At 39.2% G+C, this 25,135-nt stretch carries 26 protein-coding genes; 22 read left to right on the top strand and 4 right to left on the bottom strand.

From position 1 onward, the window contains the following. Position 1 precedes the first annotated feature (1 nt). The 7 genes from ACOQO1_RS09680 to ACOQO1_RS09650 are packed head-to-tail and all read left to right on the top strand — an operon-like array spanning position 2 to position 7,294. Positions 2–1,009: a homocysteine S-methyltransferase family protein gene (locus ACOQO1_RS09680; RefSeq protein ID WP_420602675.1), complete on the top strand. Its 1,008-nt coding sequence runs from the start codon at positions 2–4 to the stop codon at positions 1,007–1,009. Between the two features lie 11 nt (positions 1,010–1,020). Then, positions 1,021–1,479 (top strand): hypothetical protein, encoded by a 459-nt coding sequence (locus ACOQO1_RS09675; RefSeq protein WP_420602674.1) that lies wholly within the window; start codon positions 1,021–1,023, stop codon positions 1,477–1,479. A gap of 17 nt (positions 1,480–1,496) precedes the next feature. Beyond that, positions 1,497–4,169, top strand: a complete 2,673-nt coding sequence (metH, locus tag ACOQO1_RS09670; RefSeq protein ID WP_420602673.1) for a methionine synthase — start codon at positions 1,497–1,499, stop codon at positions 4,167–4,169. Beyond that, positions 4,166–4,408: a hypothetical protein gene (locus tag ACOQO1_RS09665; RefSeq protein ID WP_420602672.1), complete on the top strand. Its 243-nt coding sequence runs from the start codon at positions 4,166–4,168 to the stop codon at positions 4,406–4,408. Before metH ends, ACOQO1_RS09665 begins: the two co-directional genes overlap by 4 nt. Position 4,409: 1 nt before the next feature. Next, a complete protein-coding gene (gene metF / locus ACOQO1_RS09660; RefSeq protein WP_420602671.1) occupies positions 4,410–5,363 on the top strand; it encodes a methylenetetrahydrofolate reductase [NAD(P)H] in 954 nt (317 codons plus the stop codon). 19 nt (positions 5,364–5,382) lie between these two features. Further along, positions 5,383–6,483, top strand: a complete 1,101-nt coding sequence (locus ACOQO1_RS09655; RefSeq protein ID WP_420602670.1) for an acyloxyacyl hydrolase — start codon at positions 5,383–5,385, stop codon at positions 6,481–6,483. Next, positions 6,461–7,294: a head GIN domain-containing protein gene (locus ACOQO1_RS09650; RefSeq protein WP_420602669.1), complete on the top strand. Its 834-nt coding sequence runs from the start codon at positions 6,461–6,463 to the stop codon at positions 7,292–7,294. The genes ACOQO1_RS09655 and ACOQO1_RS09650 overlap by 23 nt, the downstream gene beginning before the upstream one ends. A gap of 1 nt (position 7,295) precedes the next feature. Here ACOQO1_RS09650 and ACOQO1_RS09645 read toward each other — a convergent pair whose 3' ends face one another. Beyond that, positions 7,296–8,159: an AraC family transcriptional regulator gene (locus ACOQO1_RS09645; protein ID WP_420602668.1), complete on the bottom strand. Its 864-nt coding sequence runs from the start codon at positions 8,157–8,159 to the stop codon at positions 7,296–7,298. Positions 8,160–8,308: 149 nt separating this feature from the next. On the opposite strand from ACOQO1_RS09645, the gene ACOQO1_RS09640 reads away from it, so the two are divergent. The 8 genes from ACOQO1_RS09640 to ACOQO1_RS09605 all read left to right on the top strand — a co-directional run bounded on the left by ACOQO1_RS09640 (position 8,309) and on the right by ACOQO1_RS09605 (position 12,737). Continuing rightward, complete coding sequence (locus tag ACOQO1_RS09640) at positions 8,309–9,379, top strand: serine hydrolase domain-containing protein (RefSeq protein WP_420602667.1); 1,071 nt, start codon at positions 8,309–8,311, stop codon at positions 9,377–9,379. A gap of 55 nt (positions 9,380–9,434) precedes the next feature. Further along, on the top strand, positions 9,435–9,668 hold the full coding sequence (locus ACOQO1_RS09635; protein WP_420602666.1) for a thioredoxin family protein: 234 nt from the start codon (positions 9,435–9,437) through the stop codon (positions 9,666–9,668). 45 nt (positions 9,669–9,713) lie between these two features. Then, entirely contained in the window at positions 9,714–10,436 is a 723-nt protein-coding gene (locus ACOQO1_RS09630) for a hypothetical protein (RefSeq protein ID WP_420602665.1), read from the top strand. Further along, complete coding sequence (locus tag ACOQO1_RS09625; protein WP_420602664.1) at positions 10,436–10,699, top strand: DUF2024 family protein; 264 nt, start codon at positions 10,436–10,438, stop codon at positions 10,697–10,699. The genes ACOQO1_RS09630 and ACOQO1_RS09625 overlap by 1 nt, the downstream gene beginning before the upstream one ends. 55 nt (positions 10,700–10,754) lie before the next feature. Continuing rightward, entirely contained in the window at positions 10,755–11,363 is a 609-nt protein-coding gene (locus tag ACOQO1_RS09620; protein WP_420602663.1) for a MarR family winged helix-turn-helix transcriptional regulator, read from the top strand. Next, a complete protein-coding gene (locus ACOQO1_RS09615; protein ID WP_420602662.1) occupies positions 11,360–11,956 on the top strand; it encodes a Crp/Fnr family transcriptional regulator in 597 nt (198 codons plus the stop codon). Before ACOQO1_RS09620 ends, ACOQO1_RS09615 begins: the two co-directional genes overlap by 4 nt. Before the next feature lie 96 nt (positions 11,957–12,052). Beyond that, a complete protein-coding gene (locus ACOQO1_RS09610; protein WP_420602661.1) occupies positions 12,053–12,334 on the top strand; it encodes a hypothetical protein in 282 nt (93 codons plus the stop codon). A 1-nt stretch (position 12,335) separates the two neighbouring features. Beyond that, positions 12,336–12,737, top strand: a complete 402-nt coding sequence (locus ACOQO1_RS09605) for a group III truncated hemoglobin (RefSeq protein WP_420602660.1) — start codon at positions 12,336–12,338, stop codon at positions 12,735–12,737. Between the two features lie 12 nt (positions 12,738–12,749). Here ACOQO1_RS09605 and ACOQO1_RS09600 read toward each other — a convergent pair whose 3' ends face one another. Beyond that, positions 12,750–14,180, bottom strand: a complete 1,431-nt coding sequence (locus ACOQO1_RS09600) for a pyridoxal phosphate-dependent decarboxylase family protein (RefSeq protein ID WP_420602659.1) — start codon at positions 14,178–14,180, stop codon at positions 12,750–12,752. 123 nt (positions 14,181–14,303) lie between these two features. On the opposite strand from ACOQO1_RS09600, the gene ACOQO1_RS09595 reads away from it, so the two are divergent. Then, the gene (locus ACOQO1_RS09595; protein WP_420602658.1) at positions 14,304–15,287 is read left to right on the top strand and encodes a response regulator transcription factor; all 984 of its coding nucleotides are present in this window, start codon (positions 14,304–14,306) and stop codon (positions 15,285–15,287) included. Between the two features lie 59 nt (positions 15,288–15,346). After that, positions 15,347–18,601 (top strand): DUF2723 domain-containing protein, encoded by a 3,255-nt coding sequence (locus ACOQO1_RS09590; RefSeq protein WP_420602657.1) that lies wholly within the window; start codon positions 15,347–15,349, stop codon positions 18,599–18,601. 1 nt (position 18,602) lies between these two features. Here ACOQO1_RS09590 and gldA read toward each other — a convergent pair whose 3' ends face one another. Then, the gene (gene gldA, locus ACOQO1_RS09585; RefSeq protein ID WP_420602656.1) at positions 18,603–19,499 is read right to left on the bottom strand and encodes a gliding motility-associated ABC transporter ATP-binding subunit GldA; all 897 of its coding nucleotides are present in this window, start codon (positions 19,497–19,499) and stop codon (positions 18,603–18,605) included. Between the two features lie 388 nt (positions 19,500–19,887). Here gldA and ACOQO1_RS09580 point away from each other — a divergent pair, with 388 nt between their 5' ends. The 5 genes from ACOQO1_RS09580 to ACOQO1_RS09560 all read left to right on the top strand — a co-directional run bounded on the left by ACOQO1_RS09580 (position 19,888) and on the right by ACOQO1_RS09560 (position 24,619). Further along, positions 19,888–20,718 carry a prephenate dehydratase gene (locus ACOQO1_RS09580; protein ID WP_420602655.1) on the top strand — a complete coding sequence of 277 codons (831 nt, stop codon included), beginning with the start codon at positions 19,888–19,890 and terminating at the stop codon, positions 20,716–20,718. Continuing rightward, positions 20,715–21,857, top strand: a complete 1,143-nt coding sequence (locus tag ACOQO1_RS09575; protein WP_420602654.1) for a pyridoxal phosphate-dependent aminotransferase — start codon at positions 20,715–20,717, stop codon at positions 21,855–21,857. The genes ACOQO1_RS09580 and ACOQO1_RS09575 overlap by 4 nt, the downstream gene beginning before the upstream one ends. 2 nt (positions 21,858–21,859) lie before the next feature. Continuing rightward, positions 21,860–22,726, top strand: a complete 867-nt coding sequence (locus ACOQO1_RS09570) for a prephenate dehydrogenase (protein WP_420602653.1) — start codon at positions 21,860–21,862, stop codon at positions 22,724–22,726. A gap of 3 nt (positions 22,727–22,729) precedes the next feature. After that, positions 22,730–23,812, top strand: coding sequence for a chorismate mutase (locus tag ACOQO1_RS09565; RefSeq protein WP_420602652.1), 1,083 nt, complete (start codon positions 22,730–22,732; stop codon positions 23,810–23,812). A 132-nt stretch (positions 23,813–23,944) separates the two neighbouring features. Further along, positions 23,945–24,619 (top strand): head GIN domain-containing protein, encoded by a 675-nt coding sequence (locus ACOQO1_RS09560; protein ID WP_420602651.1) that lies wholly within the window; start codon positions 23,945–23,947, stop codon positions 24,617–24,619. A 63-nt stretch (positions 24,620–24,682) separates the two neighbouring features. On the opposite strand, the gene ACOQO1_RS09555 is transcribed toward ACOQO1_RS09560, so the two are convergent. Next, complete coding sequence (locus ACOQO1_RS09555; RefSeq protein WP_420602650.1) at positions 24,683–25,123, bottom strand: hypothetical protein; 441 nt, start codon at positions 25,121–25,123, stop codon at positions 24,683–24,685. Positions 25,124–25,135: the final 12 nt, after the last annotated feature.

Raw genomic sequence — 25,135 nt, 5'->3', positions numbered from 1 at the left:
TATGAAACGAATTGAAGAAATATTGCAAGAGCGAATTTTAGTGTTGGATGGAGCCATGGGGACCATGCTACAGCGCTATAAGTTTGAGGAGGAAGATTTTAGGGGAGAACGTTTTAAGGATTGGGAACATCCGTTAAAGGGAAATAACGATTTACTTTCGCTGACCCAACCAAAAGCCATTGCCGAAGTACATCGAAAATACTTTGAAGCAGGAGTGGATATTGTTGAGACCAATACCTTTTCTGGGACTACCATTGCCATGGCAGATTACTATATGGAAGATTTGGTATATGAACTCAACTATGAATCTGCACGAATTGCCAAGGAAGTTGCAAACGAATTTACGGCTAAAGAGCCCCATAAACCTCGATTTGTGGCTGGAAGTATCGGTCCGACCAATAAAACGGCCAGCATGTCACCAGATGTCAATGACCCTGGATTTAGAGCTGTTTCCTTTGATGAGCTTAGAATTTCTTACAAAGAGCAAGTAGAAGCTTTGTTGGATGGAGGCTCCGATATTCTGTTGGTAGAGACCATTTTTGATACGCTAAACGCAAAAGCAGCATTGTTTGCCATTGAAGAGGTAAAGGATGAACGAAATATTGAAATTCCAATAATGGTGAGCGGCACTATTACGGATGCATCAGGTCGTACGCTATCAGGACAGACAGCAGAGGCATTTTTGATTTCTATTTCCCACATTCCAATTCTATCCGTTGGATTTAACTGCGCTTTGGGTGCAAAACAACTGGTTCCGCATCTAGAGGTGGTTTCGGCCAAAACAGATTACGGGGTTTCCGCGCATCCCAATGCCGGTTTGCCCAATGCCTTTGGCGAATATGATGAATCTCCTGAGGAAATGGCTTCCCAAATCAAAGAATATGTGGAAAAAGGGTTGGTAAACATTGTTGGTGGATGCTGTGGAACCACTCCAGAGCATATTAAGGCCATAGCTGATTTAGTGGCAGAATATGAACCAAGAAAATTGACGCAGACCCTAACCTCATAAAAAACAAACAAATGAAAAGTAGTCTATTCATATTAGTATTGATTTTGGGACTGTCCTGCAAGGATAAGACCAAGGTTCCCGCACCTGCAGAACCTAAAAAGGATTCTGATAGAAGCATTGTTGGAACATGGAAGTTAGTCTATGGAGAAATAAAAGAGGAAGATTCCGTCCAAATTAAAGATTTATCCGAAGCTGATTTCATCAAAATAATCAATGAAGATCATTTTGCCTTTTTTAACCAACCCAAGGAGGGTGGCGAAGGTTTTTATGGTGGTGGAGGTACGTACACCTTGGATGGAAACAATTATACAGAGGTGTTGAATTATGTTGCTGTTGATGAAGTTAGGGGCCATGAGTTTCCCTTCAGCATAGAAATAAAAGGGGACACTTTGATACAATCTGGGATTGAAGATGTACCAGAAGCTGGTATCAAAAGGCATATTGTGGAAAAGTATATTAAAATCGATTAAGTAAGGAATTGGCAAAAATGACCGAACCTAGATATTTAAAGCTATCGGGCCTAGAACCCTTGGTGATAACCCCAGACAGTAATTTTGTTAATGTAGGGGAGCGGACCAATGTGGCCGGGTCTAAAAAGTTTCTTCGTCTGATCAAGGAAGAAAAATATGATGAAGCTTTGGATGTTGCCCGACATCAGGTAGAAGGAGGGGCCCAGATCATAGACATCAATATGGATGATGGGCTTATCGATGGAAAAGAAGCTATGGTACGGTTCCTCAACTTAATTGTGGCTGAACCTGATATCGCTAGGGTTCCCATCATGATTGATAGCTCAAAATGGGAAATCATTGAAGCTGGGCTGCAAGTAGTTCAGGGTAAATGTGTGGTCAATTCCATCAGCCTAAAAGAAGGAAAAGAGCAGTTTGTCCATCAAGCCAAATTGATTAAACGTTATGGTGCAGCTGTCATTGTAATGGCATTTGATGAGGTTGGGCAAGCAGATACGTATGAGCGACGGGTTGAAATAGCCGAACGCTCGTACCGAATATTGGTGGATGAGGTGAATTTTGCACCAGAAGATATCATTTTTGACCTTAATATCTTTCCCGTGGCCACCGGAATGGATGAACATAAGCTCAATGCCCTCGATTTTATTCAGGGAACCAAATGGGTACGGGAAAATTTACCCCATTGTAGTGTTAGCGGTGGAGTCAGCAATGTTTCTTTTTCATTCAGAGGGAACAATCCGGTAAGGGAGGCCATGCATTCCGTTTTTCTTTTTCATGCAATTAAAGCGGGAATGAATATGGGAATTGTAAACCCAGCTTTGCTGGAGGTTTATGATGATATCCCCAAGGATCTTTTAGAACATGTTGAGGATGTGATTCTTAATAGACGAGATGATGCTACGGAACGATTGTTGGAATTCGCAGAAACAGTTGTTGGAAAAGCCAAGGAAAGCAAGGTCGATTTATCATGGAGGGAAGAGCCTTTGCAGGACAGAATAACCCGTGCCTTGGTCAAGGGAATTGACCAATACATTGTTGAGGACGTTGAAGAAGCAAGATTGGCAGCTTCTAGACCATTGGAGGTGATAGAAGGCAACCTAATGACCGGAATGAATGTGGTGGGTGATCTGTTCGGAAGTGGAAAAATGTTCTTGCCCCAAGTGGTAAAATCTGCCCGGGTGATGAAAAAGGCGGTGGCTCATCTTACTCCATACATAGAAGCATCTAAAGATGCAACAGCTTCTGCAGCTGGTAAAATATTGATGGCTACTGTAAAAGGAGATGTCCATGATATTGGAAAGAACATTGTAAGTGTGGTTTTGGCCTGTAACAATTATGAAATTGTTGATATGGGCGTAATGGTTCCACCGGAAAAAATCATTAACAAGGCTAAAGAAGAACAGGTTGATATTATTGGTTTAAGTGGTTTGATTACACCTTCTTTGGATGAAATGGTTTTCTTGGCCAAGGAAATGGAACGCCAAGACTTTAGTGTACCATTGTTGATAGGCGGAGCTACAACCAGCAAAGCCCATACAGCGGTAAAAATCGACCCACAATACAGTCATTCAGTGGTACATGTAAATGATGCTTCACGTGCGGTTACAGTTGTTGGGGATTTGTTACAAAAAGAAACATCTGATAGTTATAAAAAGTCTATCAAGCTGGATTATGAAAGTTTCCGGGATAAATTTCTGAATCGAACTAAGGCAAAGGAATATTTGACCCTTGAGGAGGCCAGAAATAACAAACTTCAAATAGATTGGGATTCGGATGATATCAAAAAACCCAAGGAACTGGGAATTCAAGTTTGGGAAGATTTCGATTTAAAAAAGCTGTTGGATTTTGTGGATTGGACACCTTTTTTCAGAAGCTGGGACCTGCATGGAAAATATCCTGACATCCTTAAGGATGAGATTGTGGGAAAACAGGCCACTGAGCTTTTTGAGGACGCCCAAAAAATGTTGAAGAAAATTTTGGACGAAAAGCAGTTAAAAGCAAAAGCTGTTTTTGGATTGTTTCCGGCCAACTCAGAGAATGATGATGATATCGAAGTCATTTCGAATGGAGGACAGAAAACTATCTTCAGGACCCTTCGTCAACAACTGAAAAAAAGGGTAGGGGTCCCAAACATTGCTTTAGCCGATTTTATAGCTCCAAAATCTTCAGGAATTCAAGACTATATGGGCTGTTTTTGTGTGACTACTGGATTTGGAACCCAAGAACTGGCCAAAAAATATGAAAAGAAGCTGGATGATTATTCCTCCATAATGGTGAAGGCATTGGCCGACCGTTTGGCGGAAGCATTTGCCGAATACCTTCACAAAGAAATCCGAATCGAGCATTGGGGATATGCCTGCAAGGAAAGTTTGTCCAACAATGAGTTGATTGATGAGAAATACCAAGGAATAAGGCCAGCGCCTGGTTATCCTGCTTGTCCAGACCATTTGGAGAAGCTCACTATTTGGAAATTATTGGATGTTGAGGAAAAAATAGGCGTTCAATTAACTGATGGTTTGGCCATGTGGCCTGCAGCCAGCGTAAGTGGATATTATTTTGGACATCCACGGGCCAAATATTTTGGATTGGGGAAAATTAAGCAAGATCAGGTAACAGATTTTGCGAACAGAAAAGGAATTGAATTAGAGAAAGCACAAAAATGGCTGGCTCCCAACATAGTGGACGAATGAATTTGAGATTTATTGAGTTGACCCTGGGGAATTACACAGTTTCCCATGGATATGAAAACAATAAGGAAATACTTGAAGATTTTAAAAGCGATGCGCCTTCTAAAAAGTTGGTGGCCATTGACAGGATTAAATCGTTAGGTGAAAAATACATTTTGATAGACTATCTGGATGGACGTTGGGTGTACTGGGAATATGAGGAGAGCTATCAGCACGTTAAAAATCTTTTGACCGCAAAGTAAGATGAAAGTAATCGACCATATAAAACAAGCAAAAGGAGAAACACTCTTCAGCTTTGAAATTATACCGCCCGTAAAGGGAAAGAGCATACAGGAACTCTATGACAACATTGACCCGTTGATGGAGTTTAAACCTCCATTTATTGATGTTACAACCTCTCGTGAAGAATATGTATATATAGACCGGGATGGTCTTTTGGACAAAAAACTGACCAGAATGCGCCCAGGAACTCTAGGTATCTGTGCCTCCATTACCCATAAATACAATGTGGACACAGTTCCCCATGTACTGTGTGGCGGATTTACCAAGGAAGAAACTGAGTACTTGTTAGTGGATTGCCATTATTTGGGAATCGACAATGTTATGGCCTTACGAGGGGATGCCATGAAAGAAGAAAAATACTTTTCGGCGACCAGTGGTGGACATCAATTTGCTTCAGATTTGGTGCGGCAAATCAGTGATTTGAACAAAGGTAATTACCTGCATGAAGTTATCGAAACCGACAATTGTGCCGATTTCTGTGTAGGTGTGGCCGGATATCCAGAGAAACATATGGAAGCACCTTCTTTAAAATCCGATCTAAAAAGATTAAAACAAAAAGTTGATTTGGGTGCTGATTACGTGGTGACTCAAATGTTCTTCGACAATAAAAAATTCTTCGAATTTGTGGAAGAGGCCCGAAAAATGGGAATCAATGTGCCTATAATCCCTGGAATAAAGCCTATTGCCGTAAAGCGACATTTACAATTGTTGCCTCAAGTATTTCGAGTGGATATACCTGAAGAGCTGATTGATGCTGTTGAATCATGCAAAAATAACAAGGAAGTAAGGCAAGTAGGGGTGGAATGGTGCATTGAACAATCCAAAGAGCTCAAAGAAGCTGGTGTACCAGTATTACATTACTATTCCATGGGAAAATCAGATAATATCAAAGCTATTGCAAAGGAGGTTTTTTAATTTCCTACTTTAGCGCCTCATGAAGCGCCTACTTTATTTATGTGTTTTTTTAAGCTGCTTTTATGGATTCTCCCAGCAAAAGGAAATCTCTAAAAAGTATGTGTTGGATGCCAGTCAGTTCTATGGCTCCGTACTTTTACACAACACAGATATTTCCCATTTAATCACCAATCACCCAGGAGGACTCATTCTTGGATTTAACCGGAAGAGATTCGGAAACGAAGAATGGGAATCCCTTTATGGATATCCTGACACTGGGTTTACGTTTGTCTATCAAGACATGAACAATTCCACTTTGGGAGAAAATTTTGGACTATATGCCCATTATAATTTCTATTTTTTTAAGCGGAATCTACAATTTCGAGTGGGGCAGGGGGTAGCCTATAACACAAACCCTTATGATAAGAACAACAATTTCAGGAACAATGCCTATGGGTCACATTTGTTGAGTTCCACCATGGTAATGCTTAACTATCACAAGGAAAATTTGTTTTCGGGATTAGGGCTGAAGGCGGGACTTTCGTTAATTCATTATTCCAACGCTAATTTTAAGGCACCCAATACTTCCACCAATACGATGGCCTTGAATATTGGACTGACCTATGATTTGGATGGAGGAAAAACGCATGAATTCCTTACTCCCGAGTCCAAAGAAAAAATTACGGAGCCAATTCGCTATAACCTGGCTTTTAGAACCGGGGTTAACGAAAGTGATGTGATTAATTCAGGGCGTTATGGATTTTGGATACTTTCAGCCTATGCGGATAAACGATTAGGAAGAAAAAGTGCAGTTCAATTGGGCACCGATGTGTTCTTTTCTTATTTTTTAAAGGAATTGATTCGATTTCAGTCCATTTCATTTCCTGAACTTAATGTAGCTCCAGATACCGATTTTAAGCGAGTGGGATTGTTTTTGGGGCATGAGCTGTTCATCAACAAAATGAGCGTTGTGACCCAATTGGGGTATTATGTCTATTATCCGTTTGATTTTGAAGGTCAGGTCTACAATCGAATTGGATTGAAACGTTATTTCGGAGATAAAGTTTTTGCAGCCATTACGCTAAAATCCCATGGTGCTAAAGCTGAAACTGTAGAATTTGGAGTTGGAATTAGACTTTAGTATTGAGATGAGAGTATTGAGAAAAAAGATAGATATTAAAAATGTCACCTTGAGCGCAGTCGAGAGGTCTTTTTATTTGGTTTTGTTTCTCCTTTTCTTTGCTTGCAATGGCGAGAATACCCCAGATTGTTTCCAAAATGCCGGGGATACAATAAGAAGGACCGTTGAAGCTTCAGATTTTACAACGATAACTGTATTCGAGAATATCAATTTGGTCGTAAAGGAAGGAGCAGAGCAAAAAGTAGAAATTGAAACGGGAGAATTTCTGCAAAACGAAGTTACGGCGTCTGTTGAGGACAATAGACTTGTTTTACGAAATGAAAACGGCTGTAATTTTATTCGTGATTACGGATTGACTACGATTTATGTTACCTCACCTAACATAACGGAAATACGAAGCAGCACGGGATTGTTGGTTTCAAGTGATGGAATTTTGAATTACCCCAACCTTAACTTGATCTCAGAAAGTTTCAACAATCCGGAATCGGAAACCACCGATGGTTCTTTTGATTTAAATGTAAATGCAGAGAATGTTCGGATTACGGTCAATGGGATAGCATTTTTTAAAGTGCAGGGGAGTACCACAAATTTCAATGTCAACATAGCTGCTGGCGACTCTAGAATAGAAGCAGAGGGTTTATCAGCTCAAAATGTAAACTTGAATCATCGTGGTTCCAATGATGTAATAGCCAATCCACAACTAAGAATTTCCGGGGTGATACGAGGTACAGGGGATGTCATTAGTATCAACCGTCCACCAGAAGTTGAAGTAGAGGAACTTTTCAATGGACGGCTGATCTTTAGAGACTGATTTACTGGATCGGAATGTAAATCTCGGTCTTCAGTTTATCTTCTGCTGTTTTTTCAGGATTGTTCAAGTATTTTTCGCGCACAGGTTCATCGCGAAGTTCATGGTCGCTTTCCATTAGCCAGGTGTTAAAAATGTAATCGTAAACACTCCCAAGATTGGAATAACTTCCTTGATAGTGGAAAACAACAAACCTACCACCCTTCAGTACTTTTGTTCCCACTTGTCCAGAAGATTTGGCCTCTTTGTGGATAACAAGGCAGGCATCATATCGGATATTGTTTTCTTCGGTGACATTGGGGTCATCAAACGGTTGACCAAAATGTTCGATTCCTGCGGTAAAGAGTTTTTGTTCCTTCACTACTTGCCATAATTTGGTCCATGCAGAAGGATAGTCCAATTTTTCGTAAGCACCCTTAAGGGTGAGATAAATACAGTTTTTTTGGTCAAGACTGACCACTTTTGGTTTTTTGATATTCAATGCTGTTGCTTCCATATGTACTGCTGTTTTAAAATTGATTTTTTTGTTTTTTCTATATTTTGATGGGGTTGTTCCAAAATGTTGTCGAAATGCCTTGGTCAATGATGAAGGGGTTTCGTAACCCACATGATAACAGATTTCTTCAATGGACAACTCGGAATACCGAATCATTTTGGCCGCTGTTTCCAATCGAATTCTTGTGATATAAGTGCCAATGGGTTCTCCCAGCAATGCACGGGTAATCCTATGAAAATGAAATGGCGAAAAATGAGAGAGTTCGGCCAAGGTTTTTATCTCAATTTTTTCATCCAGATGATTATGGATGTATTCCACAACCTTGTTCAACTTTTGTTGGTAGATTTCCCTATTGCTTTTGACTTTTGGCACTTTGTTCAGGTTTATGACACAAATGTATAGGGAAATGGCGCTATGAACTTTTCCAATCTTGCGGACTTTTCATAAGGTTAATAATTGGGGATAAAAATCTTGGAAATGTTGGATTTCTCATTACATTCGGAACTAGGAAATCCACGGAATTGAAATCACTTATTAGTTTTTTTAGAGAATTGTTGACTGACTCACCAAAGCAATCTTTGGAAGGTTTGTCTGCATTGGAAAAAGCTGATGCCATGCTTCATAATTTAGCTGTTGAAGCAAAGGTTCCGGGAATGGCCGTCACCATTTTGAAGGAAGGCAAGATTGTGTTGGAAAAGGGTTATGGCTATGCCAATCTTGAAAAAAGAACTCCGGTGTACCCTCAAAATACCCTATTTCGAATTGCAAGCATTTCAAAATGCATTACAGGAATCGCTTTGGCCAAGATGGTAGAGGAGGGGTTGGTGGATTTGGATTCTTCATTCTACGCATATGTACCGTACTATCCCAAAAAAGAATACGACTTCACCTTACGGCAATTGGCAGGACATACGGCTGGAATAAGATCATACCGTGGAAAGGAATTTGCCTTGAACCAACCATTTTCCATAAAAGAGAGTATAGAAGTTTTTAAAAATGATCCCTTGGTTTTTGAACCTGGAAAGGGGTACCTGTACAATAGCTTTGATTTTGTGTTACTTTCCTTGGCCATGCAAGAGGCTGCTGGAATCCCTTTTGAGGATTATGTCATGGAAAAGGTTTTGGGCCCTTTGAGCATGAAAAATACCCATCCCTCAAGTAAATACGATATTGATTTGAAAACTAAAGTGAATCTGTCAGAATTCTATACAAAAACTGCAACGGGATTTAAAAAGGCAGTGGCGGTAAACAACAATTATAAAATAGCAGGAGGAGGCTATTTGTCCACAAGCAATGACATAGCCAAATTAGGAGATGCAATATTGAATCAGAAATTGGTAGCGCCTAAAATTCTTAAAGAGGTTCTTACTTCCCAAACCGTTAATGGTGACTCCACCTACTATGGCTTGGGTTTTCAGGTCAGTCAAGATATAGAGGGTAAAAGCTTTGTTGGGCATGTGGGCAACAGTGTAGGGGCATACTCCAACTTTTTTGTGTATCCCAATGAGCAAACGGTGATTTCCATTTTGATTAATTGTACTGATCCCAAAGTGCAAAATGAACTTGATTCCATAAATATTTTATTTAATTAGGAATCCTTACTATATTTGCAAAGCAATATTGCAAAAACCTTAAAAAATAGAAGAAATGAGTAAATCAGTTTTTTATCACGCAGGTTGCCCTGTATGCGTAAGTGCCGAACAAGATTTGGTTAATCTTATCGGTTCCGAGAATGTTACAATAGTTCATGTCGGAGAAAATGAAGAAAAAGTAGGCGAAGCCGAACAAAAAGGCGTTAAATCAGTTCCAGCTTTGGTGACCTCAAATGGAAATGTGTTGCACATTAATTATGGCGCATCCATTGAAGATTTGAAGAATTAATTTTTTTAACTTTAAAAGTTAGGATTCCTAATTAAATTATTCGAAATGAGAAATAGAAATTTATTTATGATGAGCTTGTTAGTGGTTTGCGGACTATTCACTTCTTGTGCCCAAAAAAGTCCATATAACAATGCTGATTTTCAAATTAAAACAGTTGAAGTTACTAATAAGCCTGATTTAGGCGTCATGGTATGGGAGATTACGGTTAATGGTCAAGCAGGCAGTACTCTTCCAGTTCCGGCTGGAAAGTTGGATGGAGCACCTGTTTTAGGTTATGTTTTTCCAACAAGCTTAAAACCCACCGATGTTGGTTTTAGCGCTACAGAAGGTATTCTGGCATTGGCCCTCACCTCCCATCCCGATTTTGATGACACTCCTTTATGGGACGAGAACAATGATTCAGTTTTTGACAATGACGGAATCATATGGCATCCCCATTGGGTAGTACTTACTAAAGATGAGCGTGTAGCGGGTGGACTTTCGGTAAAACAGTTCAAAAAAGCAGATGAAACCGTTGTATTACCACCAACCAATCCTGGTATGCCCATGTATATGGATTCTCCTGGATATCCAGTAACGGCTGCAAGCAATAGCATAAAAGTTGTTGTGCCCAATTATCGGATGAACAATAAGACGGATTTCAACTATGACGGCGTTGCAGCTTTTATGAAAGTCAACACTAGTGTTGATGATTTACCCATGCTGGGTGTTTATGAAGTCTTTAGTGTGGCAAGTGGCGACCTGTCCTTACCCTATACCGTTAAGTAATGGAAGTTTCAGTTTGGGATACCTATGTGCCAAGGGAGGACGGAAAAGTAATGCATTTTGACATTTTGGTCCCTTCGTCCATGACCGATACTAATATTATTTTTGAATATGGAAGGGAATATTTGAAGTCCAAATCCTTTCCGTCTGGAAAATTATCTGCTAACGAGTGTCGATTCTGCCATATGCAATCGGCACCAGAGAATGTGGTAAAAAACATTGAAGCGGAAGGATATCATATCATTGAAATGGAAAATTGTTCCTAATTTAATTAGGATAACTAACTTTGCCTGTCGAGACTGTCGGCAGGCATTGTTCACTATGGATAGAGGAAGCGTTTTTGACCCGGAACAGCAGCAGAATGACCTTTCGAGCAAAATAATTGCTGGATTGGAGCGTATTTCACAAGCGTTCAAGGCACTTTTATGGGAAAAAGCGAAACAATTGGGGTTAAGCCCCATCCAGATTCAAATCTTGATTTTTGTTGCGTATCATAAAAGTGAGTTCAACAATGTGAGCTTTTTGGCTCAGGAATTTAATGTGACCAAACCTACCATCAGTGATGCCATACGTGTTTTGGTCAAAAAGGAATTGGTAATCAAGGACCATTCCTCTGCAGATAACCGTAGTTATTCCATTCTTCTTTCTGGAGAAGGAAAAAAGATTGTTGCCGAAACAGAACATTTTGCGAATCCGCTGGCTGAACAGTTGGAATTTGTTGATGCTCACGAAAAAGAAAATCTGTTCAAAACCTTGAGTAAATTGATTTATCAACTGAATCAAATTGGGGTGTTGACGGTTCAGCGTACCTGTTTTGCTTGTAAATTCTATCAAAAAACTGCGGACAATCATTATTGCAATCTATTGGAAAAACAATTAAAGCATTCCGATATTCGATTGGATTGTGTGGAATTTGAGGAAAAGCCATGATTTCTACAGTGTTGTTGAAAAAATATGGTGCTTCAGAGATACATCTTGAAAAAAGGGAAATACTCTTTAAGGTGGATACCCAAGCTCGATACTTTTATCAGGTGAACTCTGGCAAAATCAAAATGAACAATTTCAATGAAGACGGAAAGGAGTTTATTCAGGGAATATTTTCGTCAGGTGCAAGTTTTGGAGAACCTCCCTTGTTTGCTGAATTGAAATATCCTGCCCAGGCCGAAGCTGTGGAAAAAAGCTCGGTTTGGAGATTGGAAAAAGAAAGTTTCTTTAAACTGCTCAGGGAAAATCCGGAAACACATTTGGAATTGACCAAAGTACTTGCAGGCCGTCTGCACTATAAAGCCACCATGGTTGCTGAGATTTCAACGGAAAGCCCGGAGCACCGATTGCTAAAGTTGATAGATTACTTCAAAACCCATATCCATAAGATTCCGAAAGAGGAACCCTATTTGGTGGAATTATCTCGGCAACAAATGGCCGATCTTACCGGTTTAAGGGTGGAAACCGTGATTAGGGCCATTAAATCCTTGGAGAAAAAGAAGATGGTTCAGCTACAATCGCACAAGATTTTACGATAGAAGTAGGATTACAATCCGTTTTTATGATTTCAGTCATAAACAATAGCAGTTCGGCTCCGCTAATTTTGTTCCATAATATGACAAAAATCAGGTATTATGGAACTCTACCACAAAGGACTATACGAATTTAAAAAGAACATGAGCGGGTACGCTGCTATTTTTATTATTGCCCAAAGCTGTTTGGGGTCTGTGGCCGCTCTTTATATTCTTGTAAACGGAGTTGCTCCACTTCAAATGTTTCAGTTGTTTTTGATTACCATAGCCTGTATGGGATTCAATGCTGCGGTTTTATCCCAGCAAAAGCCAAAAGTGGTTTTCAACCTATTTATTGTTAGCATTTTACTGAGTACCGCCGTATTAATCCTAAATTTGCTGTAGCATGCAGAGAAAGAACATAGAAACCCGGGAGGATGTTAATTTTTTGGTGACCAAGTTTTATGAAAAGGTCAGAAAAGATGCTGAAATAGGTCATTTTTTTAATGAGACTATTGAGGATTGGCCTGAACACATAGAAAAATTGACCAATTTCTGGGAAACCAATTTGTTCTTTGTTCAAAAATACAAAGGTAATCCGCTGATGGTCCATGCAGAAGTGGATGAAAAAATGGATCGGACCATAACCAATTATCACTTTGGTATTTGGTTACGGCATTGGATCGATACCATTGACACCAATTTTATTGGTGAGAATGCCGAAAAGGCCAAACAACGGGCAAGAAATATTAGCGTACGGATGTTCATGACCATTTTTGAACATCGCAAACGTCTATCAGCAAAATAAGCTACATTCTGCCTAACTGTAGTCTTTGGCAAAGTCTTCGCAGAGTGTCAAAGTCTCCTTCACATCATCAAAAGTGGTCCTTGGGTTGATCAGGCACATACGCAAAACCACTTGTTTGTGTAAAATGGTTGTGACCAATAGCGCTTTTCTGGAAGAAACTACCTTTTCTGAAATATGCTGATTGATTGCATCCAGTTTCTTTTGCGAATATTTTTTTCCGATGGGATTGTACCTAAAATTGATAACGGCCAGTGTTGCCGGAAAAACAACCTCCCAATTTTTACTGGCTCTTAAGAGATTTTCTACCTCTTCCGCTAAATCAATGTTATAGGTAATGGCATTTCTGAACTCCTTAAGACCGAACGTTTTAATGGACATATAAAATTTAAGTGCCCTGAACCTTCTGGTCAATTGAATACCGTGATCATAAAAATTGATTTCAGAGGTATTTCCTTCAATGTCCCTTAAATATTCGGGTTTTTCTGTGAAGGTGTGGCTTAAATGTTTGTGGTTTCTCACCAAAAGACATCCCATCTCATAGGGTTGAAAAAACCATTTATGCGGATCTACGGTCAACGAATCGGCTTTTTCAATACCTTTCATCAACTGTTTTCCTTTCTGGGATAGAATGGCTGCTGCGCCATAGGCGCCATCAATATGAAACCAGATATCTTCTTTCTTGCAGATTTTGGCCAACTCTGGTAGCTGGTCTACCGTCCCTGTGTTTGTTGTTCCTGAGGTGGCAATCAAACAAAATGGGAAAAGACCTTCCAAACGGTCTTTGGCAATACAATTTTTAAGCTTATTGATGGCAAATTTGAATTCAATATCAGTTGGAATGATTCGAATCTGTTCTTTTTTGAATCCTAAAACCCGAATTGCCTTAATATTTGAAGAATGCGCCTGATCTGAAAGATAAATTACCGCCTTGGAGAAATCTTCTCCACATTTAACCCTTCTTGCCGTGGTTAAGGCCGTCAGATTGGCCATTGAACCTCCGCTGGTAAAAATTCCTCCACCTTTTTTCTGTGGAAACCCGAAAATTTTGAGTAACCATTGAATAGTGATAATTTCCAATTCTGCCGCTGCGGGTGAAGCTGCCCATCCACCAGAGAAAATGTTATACCCAGTAGCCAACGTATCGGCCATAACACTCACATAATTGCTAGGACCTGGCACAAAGGAATAAGATTTGGGGTGGGACATATTGGTACTATTGGTCATCACCTTTTCAAGGACAAAATCCAAAACCTTTTTCGAATTCATTCCTTCTTCTGGGGCTTCTTCCAAAAAAAGAGAATCCATTTCTTCCCGTGACCCCATGGCTACGGGTAGTTTTTTGTTTTGAGTGTGAAAATGGTCGACAATGGCATCAATGACCTGATAACCATAGTTTTTCATCACTTCCTTGTTCAATTCTAGCTTGGAATTGTTCTTTTTCATGGATTTGGTTTAGACCTAAGCTGCAAAAATACCTATTTGGCACTTCAGATAACATGATATTTGGCGTAAAATGAAATTGTTTCTAAAAGCAAATACCGTAAATTTATTCAGTAAGTATTGGCGATGTACAAATCATTTTTAGTTTTCATTTTTACCCTTTTTGGATTACAGCTTTCGGCACAGAATGCTGTTTCAGGTTTTGTGAATTTTGATGATTCAGAGGCTTGGAAACCTAAAATATATCTGAGTCAAGTTCCATTATCTGGCTTGGAGCATAACAAAAGACAAATGCGCATTGCTATAGCTGATATCCAGGATAATGGTTTTTTTAAGTTTGATAAAAAGCATTTCTCCGATAGTAACAAGATTTATCAATTGCATGTTGAGCGAATACGTCAAATTGTGAACGATACTGTGACCACCAATGTGACCTTCATGCTATCCGGAAAAGATAAAATTGAATTCAAAAGAGGGAACCAGGTTTTTGGGGAGTATTCCACAACTAATCACGCTGACAAGGAATGGCAAAAATTAAAGGCATTTGAGTCAAACCTGGTAAGTCAATACTTGGTGCAGGGTGAAATGACAGACTCTAGAAAGGGCTTTGTAAAGGACTCGCTTCAGATTTTAATGGTAAAATTGATAGGAATAAAACAGTTGGAGAGCAAACAATTGTTGGACAAGGATATTTCTGAGAACCCGTCCTATTATCTTGATGTTTTGGCAGACCTAAAAGAAAGCACCATTGATGCATCTGAGTATTGGTTTTTGGAGAAAAAAACCGCCTATTTGACCCAAATGGTTATGGAAAAAGAGCTACAGAAAAGTAGATGGTTGAACATGGGGCTTGGCTTCTTGGTTTTGGTATTGGGTGTAGTTATTATTGGAATGAAGAAAAAGCGACAAGCAGTGTTGATTTCAGGATTGAGCAAACAGGAGAAAACAGTTCGAAACCTTATTCTTCAAGGAAAAACCAACAAAGAGATTGCCAATGAACTTTTCATTAGCTTGAGTACGGTAAAAACCCATATCACCAATATTTACAGCAAGCTGAATGTTGGTAGTAGAAAAGAATTAGTACAAAAAAGTACAGGTACTAGTACCTAATTCAGACCCAAGAATTCCCTTATAAAGCCTAGAGTCTTTTTAATTGCATCAAAAAAGCAATGGTGCAGGTATTTTACAGATACTTTTTTCCCTTTCACAAACAATTTAAAAACTGGAACATCTTACTAGGGTGGGTGGTCTTTTTTAATGCCCTCATCACTTATAGCCTAACCGTTGAACCCACAGTTAGTTTTTGGGATTGTGGCGAATACATTGCTACATCAGCAAAACTTGAGGTGCCCCACCCGCCTGGCGCTCCTTTTTTTCAAATGGTGGGAGCTGTTTTTAGTTTTTTGGCACAGGATAAAACCCAAGTGGCGTTAATGGTCAACTATGTATCGTGCTTATCCAGTGCATTTACCATTTTGTTTTTGTTTTGGACCATAACTAATTTGTTGAAAAAACTATTGAAGGATGACCAAAAGATTGATGGTTCAAGAACGTTGGTGATTTTGGGGAGCGGAGTGATTGGTGCTTTGACCTTTACATACTCGGATAGTTTTTGGTTCAATGCTGTTGAAACTGAAGTTTATGCCATGGCAAGCTTGGTTATGGCATTGTTAATTTGGCTTGGTTTAAAATGGACGGATAATCTGGATAATCCAAGAGGCAATAAGTGGTTGTTGCTAATGTCATTTGTCGTGGGACTGACCTTCGGTATTCAGTTTATGGGTTTTTTGACGATTCCTTCACTAGTGTTGCTCTATTTTTTCAAAAGATACAGGGAAATTACTTTAAAAAAGTTCATTGTTTTCAATTTGATTGCGGTTGGAATATTAATGTTGGTGTTTAAATTTTCTTTGACCAACATTTTAAAACTATTCTGGGGACTGGAAATTTTTTCGGTTAACCAATTGGGGATGCCATTTAATACCGGAACTTTATTGGCCCTACTTTTTTTGATGTTTCTCGCCTACTCAATTTTAAAATATGCGCATAGAAAGAAACACTATACACTGCATACGGCCATTTTGTGTATGTTGTTTTTGGTTATGGGCTTTACTCCCTGGTTGGTACTGCCCATAAGGGCAAACGTAAACGTGGGCATTAATGAAAACAACCCGTCAGATGCACGTTCATTGCTGGCGTATTATAATCGGGAACAATATCCAAGTACGGACAGCCCCTTTTATGGGGCTTATTATTCGGACAGATTTGTGGCATCTGAGGGCTACAGAGACGACAATCCAAAGTACGAACAGAATACAAAGTTGGAGAAGTATGAAATAGTCAACCCGTATAAAAATGCGCTGCATAAACCCAACCAAAAGCACAAAGGTTTTTTACCACGGATGTGGAGTGGAGAAAGTGCAGAGAACTATATGAAGTACTTTGGGGCATTGCGTTTCCATATTAAACCAAAATATGTGTCCAACGAAGAACTTAGAACGATTGTGGGTGATATTAGGGACAAATTGAACAGCGGAGAGCTTGATGTTGGCCAGTACATTGAATTCCTAAAGAAGTTTCAAGAATACATTGAGGTTGAACCGCCATCGCTTTGGGATAACATCAGATACATGCTCCAATATCAGTTCAGTTACATGTATTTCAGATATTTCATGTGGAATTTTGTGGGAAAGAACAATGACATTCAAGGGCGTTATGATGGCAATGGGGAATGGTTGAGCGGAATTGAGTTTTTGGATGCTCTGCGTCTTGGGGACCAAAAACATCTGCCAAATGATATGCAAAAAAACAAAGGACGGAACACTTATTTTTTTCTACCCTTGTTGATAGGAATTATAGGTTTTGTATTTCAAATCTCGCGAGACCCAAAGCAGTTTTGGGTGCTTTTTGTGTTCTTTTTATTTACAGGTTTGGCAATTCAGTTTTATACAAATCCACCCATATTTCAACCTCGTGAAAGGGATTACTCCCTTGTTGGTTCCTTTTATGTGTATGCTATTTGGATAGGTATGGGAATTTATGGACTTTATCATCTGTTTCAAAAAATCATTCAATCCAAAAAATCCATAGTGCTGTGCCTCCTTTTAGGTGTTGGTACAGTGCCCTTGTTGATGGCTTTTCAAAATTGGGATGATCATGATAGATCCAACAAATATACAGCCAGGGCTTCGGCAAAGGCTTATTTGGATTCCACAAAATTAAACTCGGGAGCCATACTATTCACTATTGGGGACAATGATAATTTTCCATTATGGTATTTACAGGAAATAGAAGAATATAGAACGGATGTTAGGGTAATTGTAACAAGCTATTTTGCAACAGATTGGTTTATTGACCAGATGAAGAGAAAATCCTATGAAAGTGACCCTATACCGTCACAACTGAAACATGAACAATATTGGTATGGGACCAGAGACTACATATATCATCAACCTTTAACGGATAAGCGGTGGGATATCAAGGATTTTATGAATTGGATAGCAAGCGATAATCCAGTGACAAAACGAAGAGATTTGTTGGAAAAAAATGGAGTTGACATAAGTCAATATTCCGAAAGTGAATTGAACACCGTCTTTTATCCCACCAATAAGATTAGGGTGCCTGTGAATAAGAAGAAGGTTCTAGAAAATGGTTTGGTGAATGAAAAGGATACGGCACTTATTGTGGATTATATCGATATTGACCTGCCAGATATATTGTATAAGAACAGGATTATGATGCTGGATGTTTTGGCCAACAATGATTGGGAGCGGCCCATCTATTTTTCTGGAGGAAGTTTTGATGATGGAGAATACATTTGGATGAAAGAATATTTGCAACTAGACGGGCTGGCATATAAACTGGTGCCCATACATACACATTATAAGGGGGGAATTGATATGGGCAGAGTAGATGCAGACCTTTCCTTTGAGATGGTAAAAAAATGGGATTGGGGCAACTCGGGTAGCGATAAAATTTATCATGACCCGCAAACCAGAAGACAATTTGGGGTTACTTTCAGAATTTGTTTGGCTAGATTGATGGAGAAGCTGATTGAGGAAAACAAAATAAAGGAAGCCAAAGAAGTGATTGATATGGCTATGGAGAATGTCCCTTTTGAACATTACGGATATTTCATGTTTGTAGAACCTTTTTTGGATGGATATTATAAAGTAGGGCAAACAGATGATGCCCGAAAGTTGTTCGAAAAACTTAAAACCGTTTATCAAGAACGATTGGATTATTATGCAAAGCTTTCGGTTGATGATCAATTTGACCGAATTGAAGAAATCATTTCGGATATCCAGGCTTACCAAAGAAATATTGATATACTTCTGGAGAACAAGGATGGGAAATTCGGCAAAAAAGAAACAGAAAACTTCAATCCGTATCTAAAAAAGTTTCCCCATTTTTTGGGAGAATAGATTATGAAGAGGTCAACTCCGTGAACAAACTTTCCAAGTTTTTGTTTTTTCTACTCAACTGAAGTGTTTTTAGCTTGTTGTCATGGGCAAAATCAAAAACAGCAGGTCGCATATCCTCAGCCGTGGAAAAAGTAAGTTCGTAAACAAACCCTCCAATGTTTTTGACATTTGTAATATGGGGAAGGTTTTTCAGCAATTGTTCTTCTACCCTATAATCAAATTCCACCTCAATGATTTGCTCATTGGCCGTTCGTAACTCTTCTAACTTTTTGTCGGCCACCAATTCACCTTTATTGATAATGATGACCCGATCACAAACCGCTTCCACTTCTTTCATAATATGTGTAGAAAGCAAAATGGTCTTTTCTTTCCCTATTTTTCGAATCAGCTTTCTAATTTCCACCAGTTGATTGGGATCTAGACCAGTTGTGGGTTCGTCCAGGACCAATACTTGTGGGTCATGTAACAAGGCAGCCGCCAGGCCCACACGTTGGCGGTATCCTTTGGATAACTGTCCGATTTTCTTGTGAGCTTCCGCTGTTAACCCAGTTTCTTCAATAACATCAGCTATTTTGGTTTTGGGAACATTATACACATCGGCATTAAAGGTCAAGTACTCCCGTACGTACATTTCCAAGTACAACGGATTGTGCTCAGGTAAATACCCAATACTCTTTTGAACCTCGCGTTCAGCTTTTAAAACATTAAACCCATTGACTTCGGCTTCGCCAGAGTCTGCCTTATAATACGTGGTTAAAACCCGCATCATAGTCGATTTTCCAGCTCCGTTCGGACCCAAAAAACCTACAATCTCACCCCTATCAATTGAAAAAGAGATATCGTTCAATGCTTTTTGTTTTCCAAAAGTCTTGGTGATGTTCTGAACTATAATGGACATTCAAGTTTATTTGAATTCAATTTTCCTGAAATACTGTTTTAGATTTCTCTATGGGAAAGAGAGGCCATATTTTGGAAAGGGAACACCAATTTTGAGGAATCATTTATCATTTCAAAAATTCCAAATCCTTAAAAAATCAATGGTTCTGCGGAGCAAAATGTAACAAATGGAACAAATTCCCTAAAAATCGAAAAAATTTTGACTTTGTCTTTTGTTTTTCAATTGAATACCTATCTTAGCCCAAGATTTTAATGAAATGACAAAGACGTATTTCTGGAACAGCTTTTATTTCTACTTCTTTTTTAAAGGAAGTACGGGACTGTTCTAGATATACTTTAAGTATAAAAAAGATATGAAGTCCCGATGTAAATCGGGATTTTTTTTTGCCATGAGTTTAAAAGTAGCCATTCAGGGAATTAAAGGATCGAACCATCATCAGGTGGCTAACGATTTTTTTGGAAATAATATTGATTTGGTCGAATGTCTTTCATTCGATGCCATGATCGATAATATATGCAACGGTACAGCTGACAAAGGCATTATGGCCATTGAAAACTCGATTGCAGGCTCCATAATTCCAAACTACAATTTGGTTTACCATAATAATATTCACATCATTGGGGAGCATTATCTAAGCATACATCACAATTTGATGGTTTCGCCTGGAATAACTATTGAAGGTATCCAGGAAGTGCATTCACATCCTATGGCCCTGTTGCAGTGCAAGGAGTTTTTTAGACAATATCCCGAAATCAAATTGGTGGAAAGTGTGGATACCGCAGAAACGGCAAGGAGAATCAAGGAGGAAAAATTGACCACTATTGCAGCAATTGCACCCAAGAAAGCAGCTGAGCTATATGATCTTGAAATAATTGCGCCAGAAATCCAGACGATAAAGAACAACGCCACAAGGTTTATCATTCTAAAAAAGCAGAACAAGGTTCTTCCGAAGGAAGAAATCAATAAGGCATCATTGCGTTTTATCACGGATCATAAGCGCGGGAGTTTGGCAACGGTATTGAATGTTATGAGCGATTGTAATATGAATTTGACCAAAATTCAGTCTTTACCCGTGATTGAGACCCCATGGAAATATGCATTTTTTGTGGATGTGACCTTTGAAACATACGATCACTTTGCCAAAGCAAAATCATTATTGGAAATTATGTCTGAAGACTTTAGGGTCTTGGGCGAATATAAAAATGCATTACTGCCATGATCACAGCTGAGCGATTAAATACGGTTCAGGAATACTATTTCTCTAGAAAACTAAGGGAAGTCAGGGGCTTGTTGAATAACGGAAAACCCATCATCAATATGGGTATAGGCAGTCCAGATTTGGCACCATCACCAAAGGTGTTGGAGACATTGAAAGACTCCATAACCGATATGGGCGCACATCAATATCAAAGCTATCAAGGTCTACCTGAGCTAAGAGATGCCATTGCAAGCTTTTACCAGAAAAAATTTGCGGTGGACATGGATCCATCCAATGAGATTTTGCCTTTGATGGGATCCAAAGAAGGCATTATGCACATTAGTATGGCCTTTTTAAATGAAGGCGATGAGGTACTGCTGCCAAATCCCGGCTACCCGACCTATGCTTCGGTGACCAAATTGGTGGGAGCTGTTCCCAAAACGTATGATCTAAGTGCTGATAATGGATGGTTCCCAGATTTGGAGGCACTTGCTGCGCAAGATTTGTCCAAAACCAAGTTAATGTGGGTAAGTTATCCGCATATGCCCACAGGAGCAACCGCGAGCAAAGGACAGCTAAAATCTTTGGTGGATTTTGCCAATACACATGAGATTTTATTGGTGAACGACAATCCATACAGTTTTGTCCTCTCCAATAATCCTATAAGTATTTTGTCTGTTGAAGGCGCCAAAAATTGCGCACTGGAACTGAATAGTTTGAGCAAAACCTTCAATATGGCAGGTTGGAGAGTTGGGATGATATTAGGAAGTCCAGAGCATATCAATGCCGTACTGAAGGTAAAGAGTAATATGGATTCCGGGATGTTCTACGGAATCCAAAAAGGAGCAATTGCCGCCTTGCAAAGCGGCCCCGAGTGGTTTGAAGAACTCGATAAGATTTATACCAAACGGAGAGAGCTAATTTTTCAACTGGTTGAAAAATTGGGTTGTGATTATGATAAAAATGCGGTGGGCATGTTTGTATGGTGTAAACTTCCAGAAGGGTCGGTTTCTTCTGAAGAGTTTATTGATCAAGTGCTATATGACAAAGATATTTTCATTGCCCCTGGAACTATTTTTGGAAGCATGGGTGAAGGATACATTCGATTTTCACTTTGCGTTAAAGAGGAAAAAATCATGGAAGCAATAGAAAGATTTTAAACATGAATATTGTTGTAATAGGTATCGGTTTAATTGGAGGGTCTTTTGCGAAGGATATGAAACTAGCGTATCCCAATGCCAATATTGTGGGAATTGATAAGAATGAATCCCATTCTGCTGAGGCTTTGGAACTTGGTATTATTGATGAAAAAGGGGATTACGGCACTTTGTCTTCGGCAGATGTGGTATTTATCAGTATCCCAGTGAATGCATTGGTGTCGGAACTGCCCAAAATTTTGGATGCTGTTGGAGATGAAACTGTTGTAATCGATGCAGGATCAACGAAGGGCCTGATCTGTAAAGTGGTTGAGAACCATCCCAAGCGTAGAAACTTTTTGGCAAGTCACCCTATTGCGGGAACTGAATTTTCTGGACCTTCGGCAGCTATCAATGGTTTGTACGATGGGAAAACAAATATTATCTGCGAAGTAGAAAAGACAGCATTTAAGCTTCAAGAAAGGGCATTGGAGCTTTTTCAAAAATTGAAAATGCGTATTCGTTATATGAATCCCGAGGCACATGATAAACACATAGCTTACGTATCCCATTTATCACATATTAGCTCATTTATGTTGGGAAAGACGGTTATTGAAAAAGAAAAAAATGAGCGCGATATTTTTGACATGGCGGGCAGTGGTTTTGAGAGCACGGTGCGTTTGGCAAAAAGCTCTCCAGCAATGTGGACACCAATTTTTGAACAGAATAAGGACAATGTTATTGAAACCTTGGAAGAATACATTCAAAATCTTGAAGAGTTTAAACAATTGCTTTTAAACAATGATTTTGAAAATGTGTATGAAGAAATGAACAATACCAATAGAATAAAACAAATATTAAAAGGAATACCACTTACCAAAAATGTAAAATAGATTATGGAAAACAATAAGGAAATGAGAAAATGGTTGGATGATATGAGTTTGCCGCATCCGTTGGTGATAGCCGGACCATGTAGTGCAGAAACCGAAGACCAAGTACTAAAGATTGCCCACGATTTAAAGGATACCGATGTGAACTATTACAGGGCTGGTATCTGGAAGCCAAGAACACGGCCAGGTAATTTTGAAGGCGTTGGGGCCATTGGATTAAAGTGGTTGCAAAAAGTAAAAGAAGAGACGGGCCTAAAAACTGCTACAGAAGTTGCTAATCGTGCGCACGTGGATCTTGCCTTGGAACATGATGTGGATTTATTGTGGATAGGCGCCCGTTCTACAGTGAGCCCGTTCATTGTTCAAGAAATTGCGGATGCACTGGAAGGAACTGATAAAATTGTATTGATCAAGAATCCTGTAAATCCAGATTTATCATTGTGGTTGGGAGCTGTAGAAAGACTGTACTCGGCAGATATTAAAAAACTAGGGGTAATCCACAGAGGGTTTTCAACCTATGAAAAATCCAAATACAGAAACATTCCTGAATGGCAAATGGCGATTGAATTGCAATCCAAGTTTCCAGATTTACCAATTATCAATGACCCAAGTCATATTACGGGTAAACGAGATATGATTTTTGATGTATCGCAAACTGCTTTGGACCTGAACTTTGACGGTTTGATGATAGAGACCCATCACGATCCTGATAATGCCTGGAGTGATGCTGCTCAGCAAGTGACCCCAGATACCCTGGTACAAATCATGAAAGATCTTCGCATTAGAAAAGAGACTGATGAGGAAGCGGAATACAATAGTAAATTGAGCAACCTAAGAGCTCAGATTGATGTGATAGATAATCAATTGATTGATATTCTTGGAAAACGTATGAAGGTTTCTGATGGCATTGGACAATTGAAGAAACAAAAGAATGTTGCCGTATTGCAATCAAACCGATGGAACGCGATTTTGGGTAAGATGATTTTGGAAGGGGAAACCCAAGGTCTCAGTGAAGAATTTGTGTTGAGAATGTTCAAGGCAATTCACCAAGAATCCATTAATCATCAAGAGAAGATTATTAACGCGTAGGCAATTTAGATTTAATTTTGAATGCCATTAAGGTTATGAAAGTAATTTTCAATCCTTAATGGCATTTTTTATGGACAAAACTGTAACAGTTGCTGAAAAACTTCATCTTTTAAAAAGTTAACACGAACAATTATGAAAAAACTGTTTACACTCGGTCTAATATTCTTTTCTACTACCATTTTTTCACAAAGAATGATTGATACAGAGGTAGGGGAGTTTAGCAAAATCAAGGTTTTTGACCTAATAGAAGTAAATCTTATCCAATCTGATGAAGATAGGATAGTGATAAAAGGAAGAAATGTGGATGATATTATCTGGATGAATAGGGATGGTGTACTGAAACTAAGGATGAAGTTGGATAGGAAATTTTTAGGTGAGGATACCTTGATTGAAGTTTTCTACACCAATTTGGACGTTATTGATGGCAACGAAGGGGCTAAGATTACCTGTAACGAAATGGTGAAGAAAAACAGAATCGAACTCAAGGCGCAAGAAGGGGCTGTGATTCGTATTGGGATGGATGTAGGATATGCCGATATAAGAGCGGTAACGGGTGGGATTGTTCAAGCCTCGGGATTGGCTCAAAATCAAAGTATAGTAATAAATACTGGAGGTATTTTTGATGGTAAGGATTTAAGAACAGCTACTACGGATGTAAGAATTTCAGCGGGAGGAGAAGCAGATGTCTTTGCGTCCGATCAGGTGGATATCAATGTAAAGGCTGGAGGGGATGTACATGTGTATGGAAAGCCTAAAAAAGTTTACAAGAACACTTTTGCCGGAGGAAGAATCTATATAGTGGACTAATATTTTGAAGCTATAAAAAAAGGCCCCTTATCAATAAGGGGCCTTTTTTGTTTTTTTACTGGTTTATTTTTTGAAGATGTATCGGGTCACAAAGATTCCTTGGCCATCATCTTCACCTGCGTCGCTTTCAACGGCGCTGTTTACAAAGGCCAATTCCCAACCGTTGGCTACCATGTCATTGATCATGGAGGTTAGCATGGCGTCATTGGCGGCAATATTCTGAAAACGAATTCCACCAATGTTATAGAAGTTCAACAATTTGGTTTCCTCAAAGTTTTTTACCCTGATTTTACCTCTTTTCGATTTGTTCCGAGTATTGTCATCTTCGGTTTGTACACTGGTGTACTCCCTATAATCCTTATCCTCTAAGGCATTGATGATTCTTGATCTACCCAACCCGTTGGGTACAATGGACTCAACACTGGTGATTACCTTATACTCTTGGGCACTTGCCCCAAAACTCATGGTCAATGCTAAACTTGCAACAAATAAAATTTTCTTCATGATTATTTTTCT

The organism is Flagellimonas sp., from assembly GCF_965222555.1.
In the GTDB taxonomy this organism is placed as follows: Bacteria; Bacteroidota; Bacteroidia; order Flavobacteriales; family Flavobacteriaceae; genus Flagellimonas.
Note: the sequence above shows the minus strand (reverse complement) of the source record. Positions and strands in the feature narration are given on the sequence as shown.